Origin of the sequence: Pseudoduganella guangdongensis (assembly GCF_009857475.1) — a bacterium.
GTDB classification, from domain to species: Bacteria; Pseudomonadota; Gammaproteobacteria; order Burkholderiales; family Burkholderiaceae_D; genus Rugamonas; species Rugamonas guangdongensis.
The window spans coordinates 1-22,657 of sequence record NZ_WWCJ01000027.1 but is presented as its reverse complement, the minus strand read 5'-3'; the positions used below and the strand labels follow the sequence as shown (position 1 = coordinate 22,657).

The 22,657-nt window shown below is 65.4% G+C and carries 18 protein-coding genes and 1 riboswitch; of the genes, 7 read left to right on the top strand and 11 right to left on the bottom strand.

What is annotated here, in order from left to right:
* Positions 1–5 precede the first annotated feature (5 nt).
* The gene (locus GTP41_RS24550) at positions 6–1,454 is read right to left on the bottom strand and encodes a family 16 glycosylhydrolase (RefSeq protein WP_161028226.1); all 1,449 of its coding nucleotides are present in this window, start codon (positions 1,452–1,454) and stop codon (positions 6–8) included.
* A 273-nt stretch (positions 1,455–1,727) separates the two neighbouring features.
* Here GTP41_RS24550 and GTP41_RS24545 point away from each other — a divergent pair, with 273 nt between their 5' ends.
* From GTP41_RS24545 to GTP41_RS24535, 3 genes are all read left to right on the top strand, one after another.
* Positions 1,728–4,646, top strand: coding sequence for a TonB-dependent receptor (locus tag GTP41_RS24545; RefSeq protein ID WP_229503056.1), 2,919 nt, complete (start codon positions 1,728–1,730; stop codon positions 4,644–4,646).
* Between the two features lie 73 nt (positions 4,647–4,719).
* Positions 4,720–5,445, top strand: a complete 726-nt coding sequence (locus GTP41_RS24540) for a SapC family protein (protein WP_161028224.1) — start codon at positions 4,720–4,722, stop codon at positions 5,443–5,445.
* A complete protein-coding gene (locus GTP41_RS24535) occupies positions 5,429–6,442 on the top strand; it encodes a cupin-like domain-containing protein (RefSeq protein ID WP_161028223.1) in 1,014 nt (337 codons plus the stop codon). The genes GTP41_RS24540 and GTP41_RS24535 overlap by 17 nt, the downstream gene beginning before the upstream one ends.
* Here GTP41_RS24535 and GTP41_RS24530 read toward each other — a convergent pair.
* From GTP41_RS24530 to GTP41_RS24495, 8 genes are all read right to left on the bottom strand, one after another.
* Positions 6,432–7,700, bottom strand: a complete 1,269-nt coding sequence (locus tag GTP41_RS24530) for a sugar MFS transporter (protein WP_161028222.1) — start codon at positions 7,698–7,700, stop codon at positions 6,432–6,434. The two genes, GTP41_RS24535 and GTP41_RS24530, sit on opposite strands and share 11 nt — an antisense overlap.
* A gap of 9 nt (positions 7,701–7,709) precedes the next feature.
* Positions 7,710–10,157: a glycoside hydrolase family 3 protein gene (locus GTP41_RS24525; RefSeq protein WP_161028221.1), complete on the bottom strand. Its 2,448-nt coding sequence runs from the start codon at positions 10,155–10,157 to the stop codon at positions 7,710–7,712.
* A gap of 9 nt (positions 10,158–10,166) precedes the next feature.
* On the bottom strand, positions 10,167–11,537 hold the full coding sequence (locus tag GTP41_RS24520) for a GH1 family beta-glucosidase (protein WP_161028220.1): 1,371 nt from the start codon (positions 11,535–11,537) through the stop codon (positions 10,167–10,169).
* 82 nt (positions 11,538–11,619) lie between these two features.
* Positions 11,620–12,648: a LacI family DNA-binding transcriptional regulator gene (locus GTP41_RS24515; protein WP_161028219.1), complete on the bottom strand. Its 1,029-nt coding sequence runs from the start codon at positions 12,646–12,648 to the stop codon at positions 11,620–11,622.
* Between the two features lie 14 nt (positions 12,649–12,662).
* A complete protein-coding gene (locus GTP41_RS24510; protein ID WP_161028218.1) occupies positions 12,663–13,769 on the bottom strand; it encodes an ABC transporter ATP-binding protein in 1,107 nt (368 codons plus the stop codon).
* 4 nt (positions 13,770–13,773) lie between these two features.
* Positions 13,774–14,619 carry a carbohydrate ABC transporter permease gene (locus tag GTP41_RS24505; RefSeq protein WP_161028217.1) on the bottom strand — a complete coding sequence of 282 codons (846 nt, stop codon included), beginning with the start codon at positions 14,617–14,619 and terminating at the stop codon, positions 13,774–13,776.
* Positions 14,616–15,434, bottom strand: coding sequence for a carbohydrate ABC transporter permease (locus tag GTP41_RS24500; RefSeq protein ID WP_161028271.1), 819 nt, complete (start codon positions 15,432–15,434; stop codon positions 14,616–14,618). Before GTP41_RS24500 ends, GTP41_RS24505 begins: the two co-directional genes overlap by 4 nt.
* A gap of 15 nt (positions 15,435–15,449) precedes the next feature.
* The gene (locus GTP41_RS24495; protein WP_161028216.1) at positions 15,450–16,673 is read right to left on the bottom strand and encodes an ABC transporter substrate-binding protein; all 1,224 of its coding nucleotides are present in this window, start codon (positions 16,671–16,673) and stop codon (positions 15,450–15,452) included.
* Between the two features lie 170 nt (positions 16,674–16,843).
* Positions 16,844–16,938, top strand: a riboswitch (glycine riboswitch).
* A 150-nt stretch (positions 16,939–17,088) separates the two neighbouring features.
* Between GTP41_RS24495 and GTP41_RS24490 the strand changes: the two genes are divergently transcribed.
* Positions 17,089–17,736, top strand: coding sequence for a hypothetical protein (locus GTP41_RS24490; protein WP_161028215.1), 648 nt, complete (start codon positions 17,089–17,091; stop codon positions 17,734–17,736).
* A 12-nt stretch (positions 17,737–17,748) separates the two neighbouring features.
* On the top strand, positions 17,749–18,330 hold the full coding sequence (locus tag GTP41_RS24485) for a C39 family peptidase (protein ID WP_161028214.1): 582 nt from the start codon (positions 17,749–17,751) through the stop codon (positions 18,328–18,330).
* A gap of 25 nt (positions 18,331–18,355) precedes the next feature.
* On the opposite strand, the gene GTP41_RS24480 is transcribed toward GTP41_RS24485, so the two are convergent.
* Positions 18,356–19,681 (bottom strand): metallophosphoesterase, encoded by a 1,326-nt coding sequence (locus GTP41_RS24480; protein WP_161028213.1) that lies wholly within the window; start codon positions 19,679–19,681, stop codon positions 18,356–18,358.
* Positions 19,682–19,796: 115 nt separating this feature from the next.
* Here GTP41_RS24480 and GTP41_RS24475 point away from each other — a divergent pair, with 115 nt between their 5' ends.
* Complete coding sequence (locus GTP41_RS24475) at positions 19,797–21,200, top strand: MBOAT family O-acyltransferase (protein ID WP_161028212.1); 1,404 nt, start codon at positions 19,797–19,799, stop codon at positions 21,198–21,200.
* Between the two features lie 2 nt (positions 21,201–21,202).
* A complete protein-coding gene (locus GTP41_RS24470; RefSeq protein WP_161028211.1) occupies positions 21,203–22,417 on the top strand; it encodes an alginate O-acetyltransferase AlgX-related protein in 1,215 nt (404 codons plus the stop codon).
* A 45-nt stretch (positions 22,418–22,462) separates the two neighbouring features.
* On the opposite strand, the gene GTP41_RS24465 is transcribed toward GTP41_RS24470, so the two are convergent.
* The coding region (locus tag GTP41_RS24465; RefSeq protein ID WP_161028210.1) for an integrase core domain-containing protein at positions 22,463–22,657 on the bottom strand (195 nt) is incomplete at its 5' end.

The following is a 22,657-nucleotide window of genomic DNA, read 5'->3' as shown; positions in this document are numbered from 1 at the left end:
TACCACTACTGCACTGTCTGATAGATGCGCACATAGTCGACCAGCATCTGCTGCGGGAAGCGGGTGGCGGCATCCGGATAGCCGGGCCAGTAGCCGCCCACCGCGAGGTTCAGCAGCAGGAAGAAGGGATGCTCGAACACCCATTCGCCGCGCACCGTCGCCGGCCGCGCGGTGTGATAATGCCGGCCGTCGCGGTACCAGCGGATTTCGCCCGGCTCCCACTCCACCGCGAACACGTGGAAGCCGTCGGCGTAGCGCTGGCCCGGCGCCAGCGCCGAGGGCGCGCCGAAGGCCTTCTCGCCCGCGTAGCCGGGGCCGTGCACGGTGCCATGCACGATGCCGGGCTCCTTGCCGATATTCTCCATGATGTCGATCTCGCCGCTGCGCGGCCAGCCCACCCGGTCGATATCGGCGCCCAGCATCCAGAACGCCGGCCAGATGCCCTGCCCGCGCGGCAGCTTGATGCGCGCCTCGAAGCGGCCGTACTGGCGTTCCACCAGGCCCGCCGTCTTCAGCCGCGCCGAGGTGTAGCGCCTGCCCTGCCAGTCCTCCTGGCGCGCCTCGATCACCAGGTTGCCGCCTTCCACCCGCACGTTTTCACGGCGCGCCGTGTAGAACTGCATTTCGTTGTTGCCGAAACCGTGGCCCGCCACTTCCGGCACCCATTTACGGACGTCGAGCGCGTCGCCCTCGAACTCGTCGGCCCAGTCCAGCACCCAGCCGGCCTTGGCGCCGCGCTGGTGACGCACGATGTCCAGGTAGGTGGCGCTCCAATACTCCTTGCGGTGCGCGGCGAGGAAGGCCAACAGCTCCTCGTGCGCTTCTTTGCTGACGGACAGGTAATCGCCGCCGATGCCGTGGAAGACCAGGTTCACCACGCCGCCTTGCGCGCCCTGCTCCTTTACCAGCGCCACCAGTTGCGCGCCGCTCAGGCCGGCGGTCGCCGGCCCGGCCGGGCGCAGCGCCACAAACTCATCGCGCAGCGCTGGCCAGTAAGGCTGGCCGCCGGCCAGCGCATCGCCGCAAGGTGCGTTGAAGGTGCGCTCGCGCCGGCCGTCGATGGCGTGCAGCATGGCGTTCGCCACGCGCGCCTGGTCCAGCATGTGCGCCACGCTGGTGCTGTCCAGGTCGCGCTGCGCCGCCACCCATTCGCGCCCGGGGCCCTTGCCGGAACACTGGTGGAACAGGGTGTGGTTGCCCAGCTCATGCCCGCCCTGCGCCGCCGCGCGCCATGCGGCCAGGCGCCGCTGCACCGGCGGGTTGGCCAGGGTCAGGTAGAACGTGGCTTTCACGCCATGCCGGTCCAGCGCGGGCAAGGCATGGTCAAGCTGCGAATCGAGGGCGTCGTCGTAGGCCAGGCTGACCGCCGCGCGTGCCCCGTTTGGCCACGTTTCCAACGCATGGGCGCCCGGCAGCGCCAGCAATGCGACACAAACTGCAAGGATTTTTCTCATGGCGCCCCCTGTGGAAACGTTCCCATTTTAGCTGTTGACTTCATTTTTTGAACAGTGCTATATTGGCAAAACCGGCATGGAAACGTTTCCAATATGATGACGAAAATCCCACACTCCGTGCCGGGCCCCGGCGTATTTTATTGACAATTGATTTTGCTGCCCCTAGTATTTTTCAAGCGTTACATGGAAACGTTTCCATGCGGGTTGGGGAGGCGGCCAGACTATAAGAACCAAGGAGACCAAATGTACCATCCAAAGGCGAAGCAGAAATTGATGAGCCTTGCAGTAGCGGCAGCATGCGCTGCGTTCATCGCACCGGTCCACGCACAGGAGTCGGACCAGGCAGGCGTCTCGCCTGCTCCTTCCAACAGCGGCGAGGTGCAGACCGTGGTGGTTAGCGGCCTGCGCGCCAGCCTGGGTTCTTCCATGAACCTGAAGCGCAATGCCGACGGCGTGGTGGACGGCATCGTGGCGGCGGACATCGGCAAATTCCCGGACACCAACCTGGCCGAATCGCTGCAGCGTATCAGCGGCGTGTCCATCGACCGCTCCATCGGCGAGGGTTCCAAGGTCACCGTGCGCGGCGTCGGCCCCGACTTCAACCTGGTGCTGCTGAATGGGCGCCAGATGCCGACCTCCAACCTGGGCGACCTGAATGGCCGCGCCTTCGACTTCGCCAACGTGGCGTCGGAAGCGATCTCGCAGATCCAGGTCTACAAGACCGGGCGCGCGGAAAGCCCGACCGGCGGCATCGGCGCCACCGTCAACGTGATGACGGCGCGCCCGCTGGAACGCCCGGGCATGGTGGCCAGCTTCGGCGCCAAGGCGGTGCATGACACCTCGCACAACAACCTGCCGGGCGATATCAAGCAAGGCAGCGCGACCACGCCGGAATTCTCCGGCATCTACAGCAACACCTTCGACAACAACCGCTTTGGCGTGTCGCTCAGCGCCAGCTACCAGGAACGCAACCTGGGCTTCAACCAGGCAGCGGTATCGAACGGCTGGCGCGGCCCATGGAAGGCCGGCGAAGGCCCGATCACCCAGTCCAGCGCGACCAATCCGCCCAAGGCCGGCGAGGTCTATTCGCTGCCGCAAAACCTGAACTACAACATGAACGGCGTGCAGCGCGAGCGCACCAACGGCCAGTTGACCTTGCAGTGGGCGCCGCTGCGCGAGCTGACCACCACCCTGGACTACACCTACTCCGAGAACAAGATCCACACCCGGCGCCAGGACTTGTCGGCCTGGTTCAACTTCGGCCCGTCCGTCTCCACCTGGGGCAACGGCCCGGCGGCCGGCCCGCTGCAGTACACCGAGCTGATTCCGGGCGGGAACGCCGACATCGCCATGGGCGGCGCCGACTTTGCCACCAGGACCCAGAACAAATCGCTCGGCTTCAACGCAGCATGGAAGACCGACGACCTGAAACTGGAACTGGACGTGCACAAGTCCAGCGCCACGTCCGGCGCCGACAGCCCGTTCGGCTCCAGCAACGTGCTGGGCACCGCGAGCTTCAGCCGGGGCGATACCACCGTTGATTTCAGCAATGCCTTCCCGGTCCTGAGCATCAAGGGCGCCGACTTCACCAAGGCGCCGCAGCAGGTCACCGGCTCGGTGTTCCAGAATGGCTATATGAAGGGCGAGATCGAGCAGGCCCAGTTCAAGGGCAACCTGAAACTGCTGGAAGCGTCCAGCCTCAAGTTCGGCCTGTCCGCAAACGAAGTGAAGAACCGCTCCGCCATCTCCACCCAGCAGCGCGACACCTGGGGCGGCGCCACCAAGCCATCGGACTACCCGGCCAGCATGTTCCACCAGGAGTCGCTGAGCAAGTACTTCGACCAGTTTGGCGGCAGCAAGAACCCGAACCTGTTCACCCAGTTCTATACCTTCAACTTTGCCGAGCTGCGCGCGCTGACGTCCAAGCTGACCGGGCTGCCCGAGCTGTACCTGCCGAAGAACACCTTCGACACCGACCAGCGCACCCAGGAAAAATCGAAGAGCGCCTACCTGCAGTTCGGCACCGACTGGAACACCGCGATCCCGATGCACACCAATATCGGCGTGCGCTACGAGACGACGGACGTGGTATCGACCGCGCTGGTGCCGGCAGCCACCGGCATCAGCTGGGTTTCCGCCAACGAGTTCCCCTTGAGTTTCGGCGCGCCCACCTTTACCACCCTGACCGGCAAATACAAGCACTGGCTGCCCAGCGTGGACTGGGATGCCGACATCCGCTCGGATATGAAGCTGCGCGCCAGCTACGGTGAAACCATCGGCCGTCCGCGCTATGACCAGATCCAGGGCGGCACCACCCTGGACCGCCTGGCGCGCGACTTCGGCGGCACCGGCAGCCAGGGCAACCCGCAGCTGAAGCCGGTCAAGTCGAAGAACCTGGACCTGTCGTGGGAATGGTATTACGCGCAGCAGAGCTTTGCCTCGCTTGGCCTGTTCTATAAGAACCTGAGCAACTACGCCGGCCAGTCCAAGTTCACCGACACGCCGTTCAACCTGCATACGCCGGTCGGCGGCGCGCTGTGGAACGAGGCGGTCAGCAAGGGCAACTGCGGCACCGACCGCGTCTGCATCCGCAACTACATCTTCCGCAACCACGCCAACGCACCGGGCGTGACGCGCGGCGCGGATGATGCGAGCGGCAACGCCACCGGCACCATCGTCGGCCAGCCAAGCGATCCGGTCATGTCGTTCGAGATCAACAGCTTCTCCAACCAGAAGAAGGAAAGGCTGAAAGGCGCCGAACTGAATGTGCAGCATATGTTCGGCGACAGCGGCTTTGGCTTGTCGGCCAACTACACCTGGGTAGATTCGGGCCTGAAATACGACAATGCCAAGGTCGGCGAACAGTTCGCACTGGTCGGCCTGAGCAACTCGGCCAACCTGGTCGGCATCTACGAGGACAAGAACTGGACCGTGCGCGCGGCCTACAACTGGCGCGACAAGTTCCTCTCCTCCACCTTCGACGGCGCCGGCCCCAACCCGAACTACACGGAGGCGTACGGCCAGCTGGACCTGAGCGTGGGTTATGCCTACAACGACAAGCTTAGCTTCCAGTTCGAGGCGATCAACGTGACCAACGAAACCCAGCGCGTGCACGGCCGCGCCGAATCGATGGCGCTGTTCGTGACCCAGGCCGGTCCGCGCTACATGCTGGGCGCACGCTACAAGTTCTAAGGCTCCCAAAGGCTTGGGGCGCAGCCGGTTCGCCGGTCGCGCCCCTTTTTTGCTTCCCTCACAAGGTATCATCATGGCCAACCACGTCCTGCTCAACAACATCGACCACAAGGACCTGCACGTGCAGACCGCGCGCGGCGCCGGTTTCGGCGACGATGTCATGTCCGCCCTCACCTTCCCTTCCGAATTCCGCGACATCCAGGCCTGCTACCCGATCGTGTTCCGGCAGGCGGCGGACGGCAGCTACGAGGCGCACGCCTTGTTCGGCCTGCAGGACGGGGAAAACCTCTTCCTCGGCCAGCATGGCTGGGATGCGCCCTACCTGCCGCTGTCCATCGCGCGCCAGCCCTTCCTGATCGGCATCAACGGCACGGAACTGATGGTGCATGTCGACCTCGACCACCCGCGCATCGGCCGCAGCGCCGGCGCAGGCGATGGCGGCAGCGAACCCCTGTTCCGCCCGCACGGCGGCACCTCGGAATACCTGGAGCGCGTCAGCTCCACCCTGCTCGCCATCCACCAGGGTTTGCAGCAGGCTGGCGGCTTCCTGGCGGCGCTGCAGGAGCACCAGCTGCTGGAACCCTTCGTCCTGGATATCGAACTGGACGACGGCACGCCGTACCGCCTGGCAGGCTGCCACACGATTAATGAGGAGCGCCTGGCCGCCTTGCCCGGCGCCGCGCTGGAAAACCTGCACCGCGCCGGCTACCTGCAGCCGATCTATATGGTGCTCGCTTCCATCTCCAATTTCCGCACCCTGATCGAACGCAAGAACCGGCGCCATGCTGGCCGCTGCTAAGCCGATCCGCGAGCTGCACGGGATCACGCCGGGCGACCTGGGCGACAGCGTGCTGGCAGCCACCGAGCCGCTGGTGCTGCGCGGCCTGCTGGCGCACTGGCCCGCGGTGCAGGCCGGCCGCCAAGGCAACGCCAGCGCCGACGCCTACCTGCGCCGCTTCTGCCGCGACGCCACCGTCAACGCCATGCTCGGCCCGCAGCATATACACGGCCGCTTCTTCTACAACGAAGACATGAGCGGCTTCAATTTCAACTCCGTGCGCGCGCGGCTCGAAGATGTGCTGCAGGAGCTGGCGCGCCAGCGCGGCAACCCGCAGCCGCCCGCCATCTACGTCGGTTCCACCACGATAGACACCGCCCTGCCCGGCTACTGCGAGGAAAACCCGCTGGACCTCGGCCCGCGCGACGCGCTGGCCAGCATCTGGATCGGCAACCGGACCCGCATCGCCGCGCATTACGACCTGCCCGACAACCTGGCCGGCGTGACTGCCGGCCGCCGCCGCTTCACCCTATTCCCGCCGGAACAGCTGCCCAACCTGTATATCGGCCCGCTCGACCTGACACCCGCCGGGCAGCCAATCAGCCTGGTCGACCTGCACCAGCCCGACCTTGCGCGCTACCCGCGCTTCCTGGAAGCGATGCGCCACGCGCAGACGGCCGAACTGGCGCCGGGCGACGCCATTTTCATCCCCAGCATGTGGTGGCACCATGTCGAGGCGCTGGAAAGCTTCAATGTGCTGGTCAACTACTGGTGGCGGCAATCGCCCGCCTATATGGACACGCCGGTGCATGCGCTGATGCTGTCGCTGCTCTCGATCCGCGACTTGCCGCCAGCGCAACGCGCCGTCTGGCAGGACATCTTCCGCCACTACGTATTCGAAGCGGGAGAGGAAACCGCCGCCCATATCCCCGGGCCGGCACGCGGTGTGCTCGGCCCGATGGGCGACGCTACGGCGCGCATGCTGCGCGCCCATTTGCTGCGCAAGATCAACCGTTAGAAGAGTACAGGGAGGCGTACTTCACGCCGAAGAACAGGATGAAGGCGTAGCAGGCCGCAGGCAGCACGAACGACACCTGCACGCCCATCGCATCGGCCAGCGCGCCCTGCGCGAACGGCACGATCGCGCCGCCGACAATCGCCATGCACAGGATGCCCGAGCCCTGCCCGGTGTATTTGCCCAGCCCATGCAGCGCCATGCTGAAGATGGTCGGGAACATGATCGAATTGCACAGGCCGACCGCCAGGATCGCCCACATCGCCACCTTGCCGGAGCCGAATACCGCCGCCAGCACCAGCGCAATCGCCAGCAGGGAGTTGAAGGCCAGGGTCTTGCCCGGGCTGGCCACGCGCATCACGGCAAAACCGATGAAACGGCCCACCATGGCGCCGCCCCAATAGACGCTGACGTAGTCCGCCGCGGCGGCGTGCGACAGGCCGGCAATATGCGCTTCGCCCAGGAAGTTGATGAGGAAGCTGCCGATGCTCACTTCCGCGCCAACGTAGAGGAAGATGCCGATGGCGCCCAGCACCAGGTGGCGGTGCGCCCAGGCCGAGCCCTGGCCCTCGCCGGCCAGCGCAACGTCTTCGGTGGCGGCGATCTGCGGCAGCCTGGCGAACGCGAACATCACGGCCAGCAGCGCCAGCGCGCCGGCCAGCGCCAGGTAGGGGCCGCGCACGGCGGCCGCCTCCGCCGCCGCATTCAGCGCCGCGCCCGCGGCGGACAGGATCAGCAGGCCGCCAGCGAAGGGGCCGATGGTGGTGCCGAGCGAGTTGAAGGCCTGGGTCAGGGTCAGGCGGCTGGACGCGGTGCGCGCCGGGCCAAGCACGGTGACGTAAGGATTGGCCGCCACCTGCAAGATGGTGATGCCGGACGCCAGCACGAAGAAGGCGAACAGGAACAGGCCGTAGCCGCCGAAGGACGCCGGGTAGAACAGCAGGCAGCCCACGGCGGCGATCAGCAGACCGCACACCGCGCCCTTCTGGTAGCCGATGCGGCGGATCAGCGCCCCCGCCGGCATCGAGACAATGAAGTAGGCGCCGAAGAAGCAGAACTGCACCAGCATCGCCTGCACATAGCTCAGGGTATAGATCGCCTTCAGGTGCGGGATCAGCACGTCGTTCAGCGACGTGATCAAACCCCACATGAAGAACAGGATGGTGACGATCACCAGCGCTCCGCTGTTGCCGTTCCGGACTCCGCCCGCCGCGTCCAGCGGCAGGGCGGGAGCCGCGTTATTGGGTGCCATGCTTGCCATACTGTCTCCTTAATATAGTTCTTCGCAGCGTACTGCATCCGGCGCGCTGGCGGCGCCACCGGCGATGTCGATATTCGCAATGGCCGCCGCAAACGGCGCGTCGGCGCTGATGCTGAACGGCGTATCCACGCCTTCCAGCTGCAGTCCGCGCGCCGTGAAGCAGGCCAGCGGCAGCTTGACCGTCTGCTTGCCCTTGCCGGCCAGGCGGGTGAACAGCCGCGTCGCATCGAGCGCCGTGCCCTGTATCGCCACACTGACCTTGCCCTGCGGGGCGTTGGCGACAATAGTATCAAACTGCAGCGCGCCATCGCGCGCGGCAGCCGGCGGCAGCCGCATCGCGTTCGCGCCGCGCGCCGCCAGGCTGGCAGCAGGCGCGCCGGCGCGGGCAGCGCTCCAGGTCACCAGTTTGGCGTCCTGCTGGGTGTTCACCTGCGCCGTCTGTACACTGATGCCCGGCAGGCGGAAGGTCGCGTTCAGGTCCGCCCCCAGCGCCAGCTGTTCACTGCCGCTGCGCAGCACCAGCGGGAAGCTGGCACGGTCGGCCTGGCCGTGCACCGGGAACACATCGCTCGCGCCGCAACCGCCGGGCGCAAAGGAAGCGTCCAGCTTGCCGAGTGCGGAACGCTGGCCCTTGCGCAGGCCGTAACCCAGCGCGAACAGCGGCGCATAATCCGCGTCGCCCGCATTGAGCGGCGTCTGGCAGGCCGACTTCGGCCAGGAGAAGGACAGTGTGCCGCGGAAGTCGTACGCGCGCGGCCCCTTCACCAGCAGGTCGGAGACGCCCTTGCCTTCCGTGCCCGGCAGCCAGGCGGCGATAAAGGTGTCCGACAGGTTGAGCAGGTCGTTCACGAACAGGGGGCGGCCCGCCACGAACACGGTGATGACCGGCTTGCCCTTGCCCGCCACCGCCTGCAGCACGGCCAGGTCTTCCGGATAGCGGCTGCTATGGCGCAGCGTGCCCGATGGGCCGATATCGCCGTCGCCTTCCGCATACGGGCGCTCGCCCACTACCGCCACCACGGCGTCGAAGCGCGCCAGGTCCACGCCCTTGCCGTCCACGCTGAATTCGACGTTGCCGGCGCCGGCCGCCGCGCGCAGACCGGCCAGGATACTGTCCGCATGCGGGAAGTCGGCATTGGTATTGTCCGTGCCCTGCCAGGTCAGCGACCAGCCGCCGGTCTGGTTGGACAGGTTGTCGGCGCTCTTGCCGACCACCAGGAGCTTCTTGCCGCGCGCCAGCGGCAGCGCCGGCCCCTCGTTCTTCAGCAGCACCAGCGATTCGCGCACCGCACGCCGCGCCAGCTCGCGCCCCAACAGGGCCTGGTCCTTGCCGGCGTGGGCGTTCTGCGCCGGGCTCTTGCCGAACAGGCCGGTGCGCAGCTTGACGCGCAGGATGCGGGTCACCGCATCGTCGATGCGCGCCATCGGGATCTCGCCCGACTGCACCTGCGCGATGGTGTTGGCGATGAAGGCCTTCCAATCGTCCGGCACCATCACCATATCCACGCCGGCATTGATCGACTGCGGGCAGCTGTCGTTGCGGCAGCCCGGCACTTCGGCGATACCGTTCCAGTCGCTCACCACAAAGCCGTCGAAGCCCATCTTCACCTTCAGCACATCGGTCAGCAGCTCGCGGCTGCCGTGCACCTTGACGCCGTTCCAGCTGTTGAAGGACGCCATCACGGTCTGCGCGCCCGCAGCCAGCGCCGGGGCGTACCCGGCGCCGTGCGAGGCCAGCAGCTCGGCCAGCGGCAGTCTGGTATTGCCGCGGTCTTTGCCGTGCTCGGTGCCGCCGTCGCCGATGAAGTGCTTGGCGCTGGCCAGCACATTGGCGTCAGACTTGAAGCTGCCCTGCAGGCCCTTCACATACTGGCCGGCATAGCTGGCCACCAGCTTGCTGTCCTCGGAAAAGCTTTCGTAGGTGCGCCCCCAGCGGTCGTCGCGCACCACGGCGATGGTCGGGCCGAAGACCCAGGCGATGCCGGTCGCGCGCACCGCCTTGCCGGTCGCTGCGCCGACTTCATAGGCCAGCTTCGGGTTGCGCGCGGCGCCCAGGCCGATATTGTGCGGATACAGCGTGGCGCCGAACACATTGCTGTTGCCGTGGATGGCGTCGATGCCCCATACCACCGGCACTTTGACCTTCATATCGGTCGCCATCGACGCCGCATGGTACTTCTCCGCCAGCGCCAGCCACTCGGCGGCATTGGCGCGCTTGTTCCCGTTCGGCCAGCTGCCGCCGCCGTTCAGCACGGAACCCAGGTAGTAGCGCCGCACATCATCCGGCGACGCGGTCTTGATTTCGGGCTGGGTCATTTGCCCGACCTTCTGCTCCAGCGTCATGCCGGCAACAATGGCAGCGATACGCTTCTCCAGCGCGGCATCGACGGCCACGTTGGTGGCCGCGCCTCCAATAGCGGGCGCCAGCAGCGCCGCCAGCAAAGCAAGCTTCTTCATCCTGTCTCCTCAGTCGGGCTGGCGCAGGAAGGCGCGATACCACTTGCCGCTCTCCTTCAGCCTTCGTTGTTGTGTGTCGTAGTCTATATGCACCAGGCCGAAGCGGCGCAGGTAGCCTTCGGCCCATTCAAAGTTGTCGACCAGGCTCCAGGCGAAGTAGCCCTTCACCGGCACCCCGGCCGCAATCGCATCCTTCATCGCACCCAGGTGGCGCGCCAGGTAGCGGCGGCGGCCGGCATCGTTCACGCTGCCGTCGGCCTGCACCTCGTCGTCATAGCACGAGCCGTTCTCGGTGATGTACAGCTCCTGCGGCGCGTAATCGGCATGGATGCGGCCCAGCAGCTCGCCCAGGCCTTGCGGCGCCACTTCCCAGCCCATGGCGGTGGTCTCCGCGCCGGCGGGCGGCGGCAGCACGCGTGCATCCAGCGGCGCGTGGCCCGGCGCATCGGCGACCGTTTCGGGGAAGTAGTAGTTCACGCCCATGAAGTCGGTCGCCACCGCGATCGCCGCCATGTCGCCTTCATGCACCACCGGCGCGGCCGCCCCCACCTGCTCCAGCGTGGCGGCAGGGTAGCCGCGCCCATGCAGCGGGTCGAGGAACCAGCGGTAGCGCAAGCCGTCGTGGCGTTCCATCGCCGCGCGGTCGGCCGCGCTGTCGCTGGCTGCGCGCAGCGGGTGCAGGCTGAGGGAGATGCCGACCCGCGCAGCGGCCACATTGGCGCGGATCAGCGGCACCGCCTTGCCGTGCGAAAGCAGCACGTGGTGGCATACCTGCAGCGCGGTGCCGAAATCGGCCAGGCCCGGCGCGTGGACGCCCTCGTAGTTGCCGAGGATGGCGGTGCACCACGGCTCGTTGTGGGTGATCCAGTGCTGCACGCGGTCGCCCAGGCGGCGCGTCACCGCGTCCACGAACTCCAGGTAGCGCTGCACGGTGTCGCGCTCGGCCCAGCCGCCGCGCTCCTGCAAGTACTGCGGCAAGTCCCAGTGGTACAGCGTGGCCCAGGGCTGGATGCCGCGTTCCAGCATGCCGTCCACCAGGCGCGCGTAGAAGTCCAGCCCCTCCTGGTTGGGCGCGGCGCCGATGCCCGGCATCACGCGCGGCCAGGCGATCGAGAAGCGGTAGGCATTCAGGCCCATGTCGCGCGCGATATCCATGTCCTCCGGCCAGCGGTGGTAGTGGTCGCAGGCCACCGCACCGCTGGAGCCGTCGCGCACCTTGCCTGGCGTGGCGGCAAAGCGGTCCCAGATCGACTCGACGCGGCCGCCTTCAGCGGCAGCGCCTTCGATCTGGTAGGAGGACGTGGCGCAGCCCCACAGGAAGTCGCGGGCAAAGTCGCTGCGCGCCGGGGCGCCTGGTTCTGGGTGGTCTGAAGTAGTCATGTTGAGTAGTGTACAGGGTTTTGGAAAGGTTTCCACATTGACCCGAAAAAAAGGGCGCACGCGCCCCCTCCCCCGAACCGGTTTATGCCGCCTTGCGTTTTCCGCTTGCCGCCTTGGCCAGCGAGGCGCGCAGCGTCACCGTGACCGGGAAGCTGCGCGTCACCGTGCGGCGCAGGTCGTAGCAGCGGTTCAGCAAGGCACTCAGGCCGCTCATCGTCATTTCGCGCCACGGCATATGCACGGTGGTCAGGCGCGGCGCGGAGAACTCGGCGCTCGGCGTGTCGTCATACGCGATCACCGACAGGTCGTGCGGCACGCGGATGCCGGCCTCCTGGAAGTAGGACAGCGCGCCGACCGCCATTTCATCATTGGCGCAGAACAGCGCGGTGCAAGTGTGGCCCGATTCGACCAGTTCCTTGGCGGCGGCCCAGCCGCCGGCCGGCGAGAAGTCGCTCTCGGCCACCCACATGCGGCTGGTGTCCACGCCGCCAGCCTGCAGCTCCTCCATGAAGCCTTCGATGCGGGCCACGTTATCGACCAGGCGCGCGGGCCCGGCCACCACGGCGATGTCGCGGTGCTTGTGGTCCAGCAGCGCGCGTGCCGCCAGCCGGCCGCCCAGCTTGTGGTCCACCGTGAAGCACTGGTCGGGAATATTCGGCAGATGGTGGTTCAGCACCACGATGCGGCTTTGCTGCACGCCCAGCGCTTCGATATCTTCTTCCAGTAAGGCGCTGGTCATCACGATCAGGCCGTCGCAGCCGCGCTCCATCAGGAACTGGATGCCGTCCTTGGCCTGCTTGCGCTCGTCGCCCAGGCCGACGCCGAAGGCCACCACCATATGCAGGCCGGCGGCGCGCAGCTCGGTGTCGATGATTTGCAGGATGGGCGTGTAGAAGGTACCGCTCAGGACCGGGATGTAGACGCCGATCATCTGGCTGGTGCCGGTCAGCAGTGTGCGCGCGGCGTGCGAGGGCCGGAAACCCAGCTCGTCGATCGCCTTTTTCACTTTCTCCAGGGTAGCCGGGGACACCGAACCCTTGCCGCTCACAACGCGGGAAGCGGTGCCCAATCCTACGCCCGCCAGGCGGGCAACATCTTTGATAGTGGCCACTGTATTCCTTTAACTTAAACCGTCATCGCGAGCATACTTGAAGCGCCCGCTGTTTCAAAGCGCTTGCCGCTGTCCGGGTCGAACAGGCAGGCGCGTTGTGCATCAATCGTGAAAGCCACCATGTCATCCGGCGCAATCGCGCGTCCGCCCTGCACCATGCAGGACAGCTGCTTGCCGCCGCATTCAAGCCACACCACGCGGTGCGCGCCCATCGGCTCCACCAGGGTCACCCTGCCCTGCAGCCCGGCGGCGCCTGGCGCGCCGGGTGCCGGGGCCAGCGCAATGTGCTCCGGGCGCACGCCCAGCACGGCGCGCCGGGCGCCGCCGGGCGCCACGCCCAGCGCCAGCTGCAAGGCGCCGCCCGCGAACGTGCCGGCGGCATCGAGTTCGCCCTCGATGAAGTTCATCGCCGGCGCGCCCAGGAAGCCCGCCACGAACAGGTTGGCGGGCCGCTCGTAGACCTCGGCCGGCGTGCCTACCTGCTGGATCTCGCCCGCCCGCATCACCACGATGCGGCTGGCCAGGGTCATCGCCTCCACCTGGTCGTGCGTGACATAAATCATGGTCGCGCCCAGTTGCTGGTGCAGCAGCTTGAGTTCGCGCCGCAAGTCCGTGCGCAGCTTGGCGTCCAGGTTGGACAGCGGCTCGTCGAACAGGTAGACGCCGGCCTCGCGTACCAGCGCGCGCCCGATCGCGACCCGCTGCCGCTGGCCGCCGGACAAGGCCGCTGGCTTGCGCTGCAGCAGTTCGTCCAGGTGCAGCATGCCCGCCACGCGCGCGACGCGGCGTTTGATCTCCGCCTTCGGCACGCCGGCGATGCGCAGGCCGAAGGACATGTTCTTTTCCACCGTCATGGTCGGGTACAGCGCGTACGACTGGAACACCATGCCGATCCCGCGCTCGCTCGGATCGGTGCGCGACATATCCTTGCCGCCGATCTCGATCGCGCCGCCGCTGCACTCCGTCAGGCCTGCGATGCTGTGCAACAGCGTGGACTTGCCGCAGCCGGAAGGCCCCAGCAGCACCAGGAACTCGCCCTCCTCCACCTCCAGGTCCAGCGCGCGGATGATGGCGTTGCCGCCCAGGGTGATGCTCAGTTTTTTCAGGCTTACCTTGGACATCCGTTCAACCTTTCACAGCGCCGGCGGCGATGCCGCGCACGAACCAGCGGCCGGACAAGAAATAGACCGCCAATGGCACCATCGCCGTCAGGATCGTGGCGGCCATATTGACGTTGTAAAGACGGGTGCCCGTCGTCGTATTGATCACATTATTCAGCTGCACCGTCATCGGCAGGTTGTCACGCCCGGCGAACACCAGGCCCAGGATATAGTCGTTCCACACCCCGGTCAGCTGCATGATCGCCGCCACCACCAGCATCGGCACCGACAAGGGCAGCATCACATGCCAGAAGATGCGCCAGAAGCCGCCGCCGTCGATGCGCGCCGCGTGGAACAGCTCCTGCGGCAGCGCCGCATAGTAATTGCGGAACAGCAGCGTCAGCACCGGCATGCCGAACACCAGGTGCACCAGCACAATGGCGGGCAGCGAGCCGAAAACGCCCAGGCCGGCCAGCATGCGCACCAGCGGATAAATCATCACCTGCACCGGTACGAAAGCGCCCAGCAGCAGTATGCCGAACAGCAGGCCCGCACCGCGTGGCCGCCAGAACGACAGCGCGTAGCCGTTCAGCGCACCGAGTGCGATCGGGATCACGGTGCTCGGTACGGCAATGCGCACGGAGTTCCAGAAGCCGCCCTGCACGCCCTCGCAGGACGCGCCGGTGCAGGCCTCGCTCCAGGCCGCGCGCCAGGCGTCCAGCGTAGGCGCCATCGGCATGGCGAAGATATTCCCCAGCCGGATTTCGTCCATCGACTTCAGCGACGTGGCCAGCATCACATACAGCGGCAGCAGGAAGAACAGCGCCGCGCTGGCGAGGAAAGCATACAGCCCGATACGTGCCACCTTCATGCCGCCCCCTTCCGGCTGCGCGCGTAGGCCCACGGCGCCAGCAAGGCCAGGACCGTCAGCAGCAGCACCACGGCGCCGGCCGAGGCCAGGCCGATGTTCGCGCGCAGGAACAAGTGGTCCATGATGAATTTGGCCGGCACCTCGCTGGCGGTGCCGGGTCCGCCCTGCGTCATCGACACCACCGCGTCGTATAGCTTGACCACCATGGTCGCCAGCAGGATGAAGACAGTGGCCAGGGTCGGCGCCAGCATCGGCAGCACGATGGACAGGTAGACGCGCCACACCGGTATGCCGTCCAGCCGTGCGGCCTTCCAGATCTCGGGGTCGACGCCGCGCAGCCCGGCCAGCATCAGCGCCATGACAAAGCCGGACGCCTGCCAGACGGAGGCCAGCACCACCGTGTACACCACCATATCCTGGTCCACCAGCCAGTCCAGATCCACGCCGGGAATGCCGCCCGGCGTCAATATCCATTGCCACACCAGGCCCGTGGCCACGAAAGACATCGCATACGGGTACAGGAACACCGTGCGCAGCGCGCCCTCGCCCGCCACCTGGCGGTCGATCGCCGCCGCCAGCAGGAAGCCGATCAGCATGCAGGCCACGATGAACAGCACGCCGTACAGCGCCAGGTTGTGCAGCGAGAGCAGCCAGCGTTCGTTGTCGAACAGGCGCTCATACTGCGCCATGCCCACCAGCTTGTTGGTGGCGATGCTGCGCGAGCTGGTAAGCGAAACGTAGAAGGTCCAGGCGAACGAGCCAAGGTAGCCCACGCACACCGTCAGCAGCATCGGCAGCAGCGCCGCATAGGACATGGCTCGGCGCACGGTCTAGTTCCTCAGCGCCGCAGCCAGCGCCTTCTGCGCCTTCTCCACCGGCATCGAGGTGTTCCAGTAGGCGGTCAGCGCATCCTGCACCGCGCCATTCTGGTCCGGCGTCAGGTAGATCTCCGGCGCGCCGACCTGGCGGTTGCGGTCGCGCATGATGGCGGCGCCGGCGCGCGCGCAGGCATCGAGCTGGCTGGTGTCGGCATCGGCGCGCGGCGGCACCGAGCCTTTCAGCTTGTTGAAGCTCACTTGCGTTGCGGGCGCCAGCAGCACGCTGGCCAGCAGCTTTTGCGCCTTCTGCACGTCGGCGCGCTCGGAGCGCGGGAACACGAACGCATCGCCCTGGATCAGGTAGGGCGAGGCCGCGCCCAGGCCGGGAATGCAGCCGTAATGCACGCCCGGCTCCATCTTCGCGTTGCTGAATTCACCCTTGGCCCAGTCGCCCATGATCTGCACGCCGGCCTTGCCGCTGACCAGCATGGCGGTGGCGTCGTTCCAGTTGCGGCCCGGCGCGGCGGGATCGACATACGATTGCAGGCGCTTATACGCCAGCAGCACCTTGCGCACCGGCTCGGAATTGATGGCGCGCTGGTCGCGGTCGCGCAGCACCTGCAGGTAGAGCTGGCGCCCGCCGATATTGGCCAGCATGGCCGCGAACAGGATGTGCTCCTGCCAGGCCTGGCCGCCGTGTGCCAGCGGCACCAGGCCGGCGGCTTTCAGCTTGTCCAGCGCCGCGAACAGTTCGTCCACGCTGGCCGGCTCCTTCCCGATGCCGGCCTTCTTGAACGCCGCCTTGGAGTACCAGATCCAGGTCTGCATGTGAATGTTCATCGGCAGGGCGTAGTAATGCCCGTCGATGCGGATGGCGTTGACGATCGGCTCGGGCAGCGTCTTGTCCCACTGCTGCTGGCGCGCGACGTCGTCCAGCGGCGCCAGCATGTCCTGCTCCACGATATCGACAAACTGCTTGGAGATGTTGAACTGCGCCGCAGTCGGCGCCTTGCCGCCCACCATGCGGTTCAGGGTCACGGCGCGCGCCTGGTCGCCGCCGGCAATCGCCGTGTCGATCCAGTTGCCGCCGGCAGCGCGATAGGCGCTGGCCAGCTGTTTCACGGCGGCCGACTCGCCGCCCGACGTCCACCAGTGGATCACTTCCGCGCTCTGCCCGGCCGCCTGCGCGGAGGCGGCGCCCAGCGCCATGGCGCAGGCGAAAAACTGCTTGTACATCGTGTCTCCTGTTATGTGCTGCGACTTTTTGGAAACGTTACCAATTTCTTCCGGAAGTGTCAACAGAATAGCAGGAACTACAGTAATGGCGAAAACGCAACGGCAAGCGAAAAACGATTGATACCGTATAAATCCCTGCGCTATGCTGATTTCGCTGCCGGTGCATGCCGGCCGCGCGATCGGGAGAGTTTGTCCCAGCATGGACAACGCCGAAGGAGCAAGCCCGCCCCCGGAATCTCTCAGGCCAAAGGACCGGTCGCGTGTTTTCACAACTCTGAAGAGTCGCCAGCGCTCCAAGGCTGGCGCACCGAAGGAGCAAGCAGGCCGCCATGCCTGTGAAACTCTCAGGTCCAGCACAGAGGGGGCGATCCCACGCACCTTTCGAAATCTGATCAACCTTCAGAGGAGTAGTCACATGCATACGCATCGACTCTGGCTGCGCATTGCCTGCGCAGCGATGATGGCGGCCGTCCCGTTCCTGGCAAAAGCAGACAACGGCGCCGCTTTGCAGGCCGCCAAACGCGGCCTCGTGCAGTTCGCCGAGCAGCAGCAGGCCATACGCCCCGGCAGCGCGCCGGCCGACTTCCCGCTCGACATCACCGATGTGGGCGACCTGAGACAGGCCACGATCGGCCACGGCTTCCAGGTCTACACCATCGACCCGAAAGAGCTGCTGACACGCGGCGACCTGCCCTCGCTGGCGCGCCCCACCGGCGAATGGCGCTTCCTCATATCCCTGCGCGGCAAGCCGATCGGCCTGGCAACGGTGCAGCAAGTGAACGGCCGCTTCGAGACGATGGCCTACGGCGGCGCCGTGCTGGCAAAGGACGTGGATGCCGCCGCCAATGCGCACGGCAACGGCGCGCGCTCCAACCTGCGCTTTATCCGCATCTACCAGGCCCGCTCCGACTTGTTGGAAGTCGATCGCGCCAAATTCGCGCCGCTGCATTCCGCGCGCGAATCGCTGCTGCTGAAAAAGGCCGGCAGCCAGCTGGTCGACGGCGCCGAGCTGCTTGAACCGCTGCGCGCCGCCGTTAAAACCAATGTCGAAGCATTCCGCTAAGGAGACGCCGTCATGACTATCGCAAAAATCCTGGCCGGCGCCGTGCTGGCATTGGCCCTGCCCTCCGCCTTCGCGCAATGGAAAACCCTGAACGTCCCGCTCACCATCCAGGAGCACAGCCAGTGGTGCTGGTCGGCGTCGAGCAAGGCCGTCCTGGCCGTCTACAACCGCACGCCCAGCCAGTGCCAGATCGTGAACTGGGCCTATGGCATCAACTACGCCTGCGGCAACGGCACCTTCGACTGGAACAGCTACGCCAACCGGCCCAACAGCATGTACGGCAGCTCGGGCAGCGTGCAGAACATCCTGTCCAACTGGGGCGTGCCGAATACGGCAATTAACAACTACCTGTCGTGGAATTCGGTGGTGACCGAGATCAACGCCAACCGTCCCTTCGTCATCCGCTACGGCTGGACCAACGGCGGCGGGCATATCATGGTGGGACGCGGCTATGAAACCTATAACGGCACCAACTACATCTACATCATGAACCCGTGGCCGGGCGAAGGCCAGACTTACCGCACCTTCGCTTCCGCCGTCAGCGCGTCCGACCATAACTGGACGCACACGCAGCGTATGAACGTCAATCCTTAACGCAGTTGCCGCGCTCCCGCACTCCTCAATAGGGGTGCGGCAGGCGCGCCAGCTCGACGGCGCGCCAGGCCGAGCGGCCCAAGGCGCGCCAGTCGCTGGCGGAAGCGAACTGGAAATCGCGCTGCTGGCCGCGCGCCTTCTGCTCCGGCGGCAAGCCCCGGTCCAGCACTGGAACCACCCGCGCTTTGCCGCCCTCAAACACCAGCGCCTCGTCGGCGGCGTCATTGGTGTTCACATCGACCGCGATCACGCGGCCGCCGTGCAGCATCGTGACCTTGTCGACCAGGGTATGCCCCACCACCACGGTGCTGGCGCCGAAGCGGTCCAGCACATGCTGCACATCCTCGGCGCTGGCTAAGCCGTCCGCCTCGTCCAGGTAGCCGCGATACTGGGTGACGCCGCCTTGGCCCAGCACCGCGTCCAGCGCCGGCTTGGCCGATGGCGTGCCGCTCCAGTAATTACGCATGGCTTCATTCAGCTGCGCCACAGTAAGGCCGCTGTCGGCCGTGGCCTTGCTGATGCCGCCGTGCGTGAACAGCACGGTCCCCATCTGCAGCACCACCGGTTGCGCGCGCAGCCAGCCACCGATCATGGTATCGGCAGCGAAGGCCGCGATCGGACCGCCCAGCTGGTCCAGCGCGTACACATGTTCCAGGTGGGCGCGCGTGGTATTCCCGCGCAGGATGTACTGTTCGTGATTCCCCAGCAGCATATGCACGCCGCCGCCGGCACGCTGCGCTTCCTGCGCCAGCGTGTACAGCCGCCACAACACCGCGAAGACGTCGCGCCCGCGGTCGACAGCGTCGCCCACGATGACCAGGTGGCCCTTGCCGTAAGCCCAGGCGCCGGCGGCATCGGTCACGCCCAGCTTGGCCAGCGAGCCATCCAGGAAAGGCAGGTTGCCTTCGATATCACTCAGCACCGCGACCCTCTCCGGCATCAGCAACACGCCGCCGTTCGCGGCCGGGGCCGGGGCGGGGGCCAGGGCCAGGGCAATCGGGTAAACGCTACGTTTGCCGCCGCAGTCGATCACCAGTTGCGCATCCGCTGCCTGCTGTTGGTGCGTGCGGTCCTCGCAGAACCAGGCGGCGTTCCAGCTGCCGTCGGCAGCGCGGCGCACGACGGGGCCGTCCAGGAAGCCGGGCAAGGTGGCGTTGTCGCCGGTCCCGGCAAGCATGCTCACTTTGCCGTACTTCATACTGCTGACGGGAACGTACAGGCGGCTATGCACGCCGTTCGGGGTCACCTCGAGCTTGGAGTTATAAAGAGCCACACCGGCAACTGCAAGCAACAGAACAAGCATGCCGCTCAGCAGGATTGCGAGCCAGCGCAGGGATTTTTTAATATTCATCTGGCAATAGTAGCAAACATTGCTGAAAAAGCAAAAAAAAGGCGGTTCACCATTGAACAGGTCTGGCGTTGCCTCATGGTAAACTAATGGTCTTTTAGTATCGCCTGCCCGCCGCATGATCTTTAGCTCGGTAACCTTCCTGTTCTATTTCCTGCCCTGCTTCCTCGCGCTGTATTACCTGCTGCCATGGAAAAACGCCGTCCTACTGGTGGGCAGCCTGGTCTTTTATGCCTGGGGCGAACCACGCTTTGTGCCGCTGCTGATGCTGTCGGCCCTCTTAAACTACGGCTTTGGCTACGCCATCTCGCGCGCCCAGGCGCCGCGCACGCGCCAGCTGTATATGTGGCTGGGCATCGGCATCAACCTGGCGGCCCTGCTTTACTATAAATATGCGGGCTTCTTTGCCCAGAGCTGGAATAGTGTGGCCGCCAACTGGGGCGGCAATGTTGCCATTCCCGAAATCGTCCTGCCGCTCGGCATTTCCTTCGTGACCTTCCAGGGCATTTCCTACCTGATCGACATTTACCGGCGCGACATCCCGGCCCAGTCCAGTCTGCTGCGCTTTGCCATGTACAAGGCCATGTTCCCGCAATTGATCGCTGGGCCGATCGTGCGCTATAGCCAGATTGCCGATGAAATCAGCCAGCGCGTCATCAGCAACGAGCGCATCTGGCGCGGGGTGCAGCAATTCGTGCTGGGCTTAGCGCAAAAGGTGCTGATCGCCAACTCGGTTGCCCTGGCGGCCGACCGCATTTTTGCCATCGAGCCGGACCAGTTGTCGACGCTGACCGCCTGGATCGGCATGGCATGCTACTCAGTGCAGATCCTGTACGATTTCGCCGGCTACTCGAATATGGCGATCGGCCTGGCGCATATGCTGGGATTTACCTACCCACCCAACTTCAACCGCCCTTATGCGGCGCAATCGATCACGCAATTCTGGCGCCGCTGGCACATCAGCCTGTCGAGCTGGTTCCGCGATTACCTGTACATCCCGCTGGGCGGCAACCGCGCAGCGCCATGGCGCACATATTTCAACCTGGCCCTGGTGTTCGTGCTGTGCGGCCTGTGGCACGGCGCCGCCTGGACCTTTGTACTGTGGGGTGTGTGGCACGGCGCGCTGCTGGTCATTGAACGCGTGGGACTGGGCAAGTTGCTGGAACGCCTGCCGGGCGTGGTGGTGCATGCGTACACCCTGTTGGCCGTGATGTTTGGCTGGGTTCTGTTCCGCGCTGATACTGTCGGCCAGGCCGCCGGCTATATGCGCACCTTGCTGGGCATGAGCAATGGATCTCAGCAATGGCAGATGCTGGCGGGGCCCTCGACGATGTGGGCGCTGGCAATTGGCCTGTTGCTGGCAGTGCTGCCCGACGGCTTCCTGCAGAAAACGCTGCACCGCCCGGCCTTCGCGCCGGTGAAAGCGGCGAGCCGACGCATCCTGATGCCGACTGCGTTTGCCATGTGCCTGCTGAGCCTTGCCGCTGACACGTACAACCCCTTCATTTATTTCCGCTTCTAAGTATGACGAGTTACAAAACCTGGATGCGGCACCACCTCGGCAAGAGCATCCTGCTCACGTTGTTGGCCACCCCTGGCATCGTCGCGACCGTGAAAAGCTCCAGCCAGAGCGGGGAGAATCGCAACTTGGCCGCAGCGCCGAAACTGCCGTCCGACTGGGCCAGCTTCCTGGCCCTGCCGGGCCAGACCGATGCCTGGATCAAGGACCATTTCGGTTTCCGCCAAGCCCTCATCAAAGGCAATAACGCGCTGCGCTACCACCTGTTCGGCGAATTCCCCACCATTCAGATAGCCAGCGGCCGCAATGGAAGGACCTTCCTGGCGGCGCACGGAACCAACGTGGCGCCGTACTCCGCGCTCACTGTCAGCTGCATAGGCGATAAGCGTGGCTTGACGGACTTCCGCGATTATCTGAACCGCATGTTCGATGACTTCCATGCGCAAGGTATGCATCCAAGACTGATGATTGTGCCATCGGCGCCGGCGGTCTATCAGGAAGACGTGCCGGCCTGGCTTTACGATCAGTGCAACCGGACGAACCTGCCGGCGCAACAGCTCATAGATGATCCTGCCTTGAGTGCGCCGGCGCGTGAGGCCATGTATTTCCCGCTGACCCAAATGCGCGCCATCAAGAGCCCAGCCACCCTGTTCCCCAAATCGTGGTTCCATTGGGCTGGCCCCGGGCTGGAAAAAGTCGCGGAAGACTCCGTGCGCCATCTGTTCCCTGAAATGCCGGCGCCCGGCGCGCCGCTGCAGCGGGTGACCTATCGCTGGAATTCCGACGTGGGTTTCCTGTTCCCTGGCGTGAAGTTGAAGAACGATGTGGTGGTGCCGGACTTGCCGGCGTCGAATATCAAGGAATGCGTGGGCAAGAAATGCTTCCCTGAATTTGCGGAATTTGCCGACTTGGTGGATGACGCAACGCGCTTCGAGAATCCGTCCGCCCCGGCGCGGCGCCTGGTGATTATTTCCGATTCCTTTGGTTCCAAGGTATCGGGCTGGTATGCGCGCCATTATGGCAAGGTGGAGCAGGTCGCCACCAACAATATCGGCCGTCTGACGGTGCCGCAGATCATGACGATGCGCAAGGTCCTGTTCCGCGATACGGCCAACACCGATATCCTCTTCCTCTATCACGATGCCGGCTTGTACGGCACCGCCCGTCTTGGCCTGCAACGCCTGCATGGCGATGGCAGCGCCACCTGGTCGCCATTCTGACGCAATTTAACTGCTTGGCCATTAGCGATTGACCTGCTACCCAATTTAGTACGGACCCGAACTGGAGTCCACGGTTAATAACCCTTCCGCAAACTGCTTCGGTGTCAGATTCCGCAGCGTACTGTGCGGCCGCTCCTCGTTGTACTCGTGGCGCCAGGCTTCGATCACCTGACGTGCATGCCGCAGTGAGAGAAACCAGTGCTCGTTTAAGCACTCATCGCGAAACTTGCCATTGAAGCT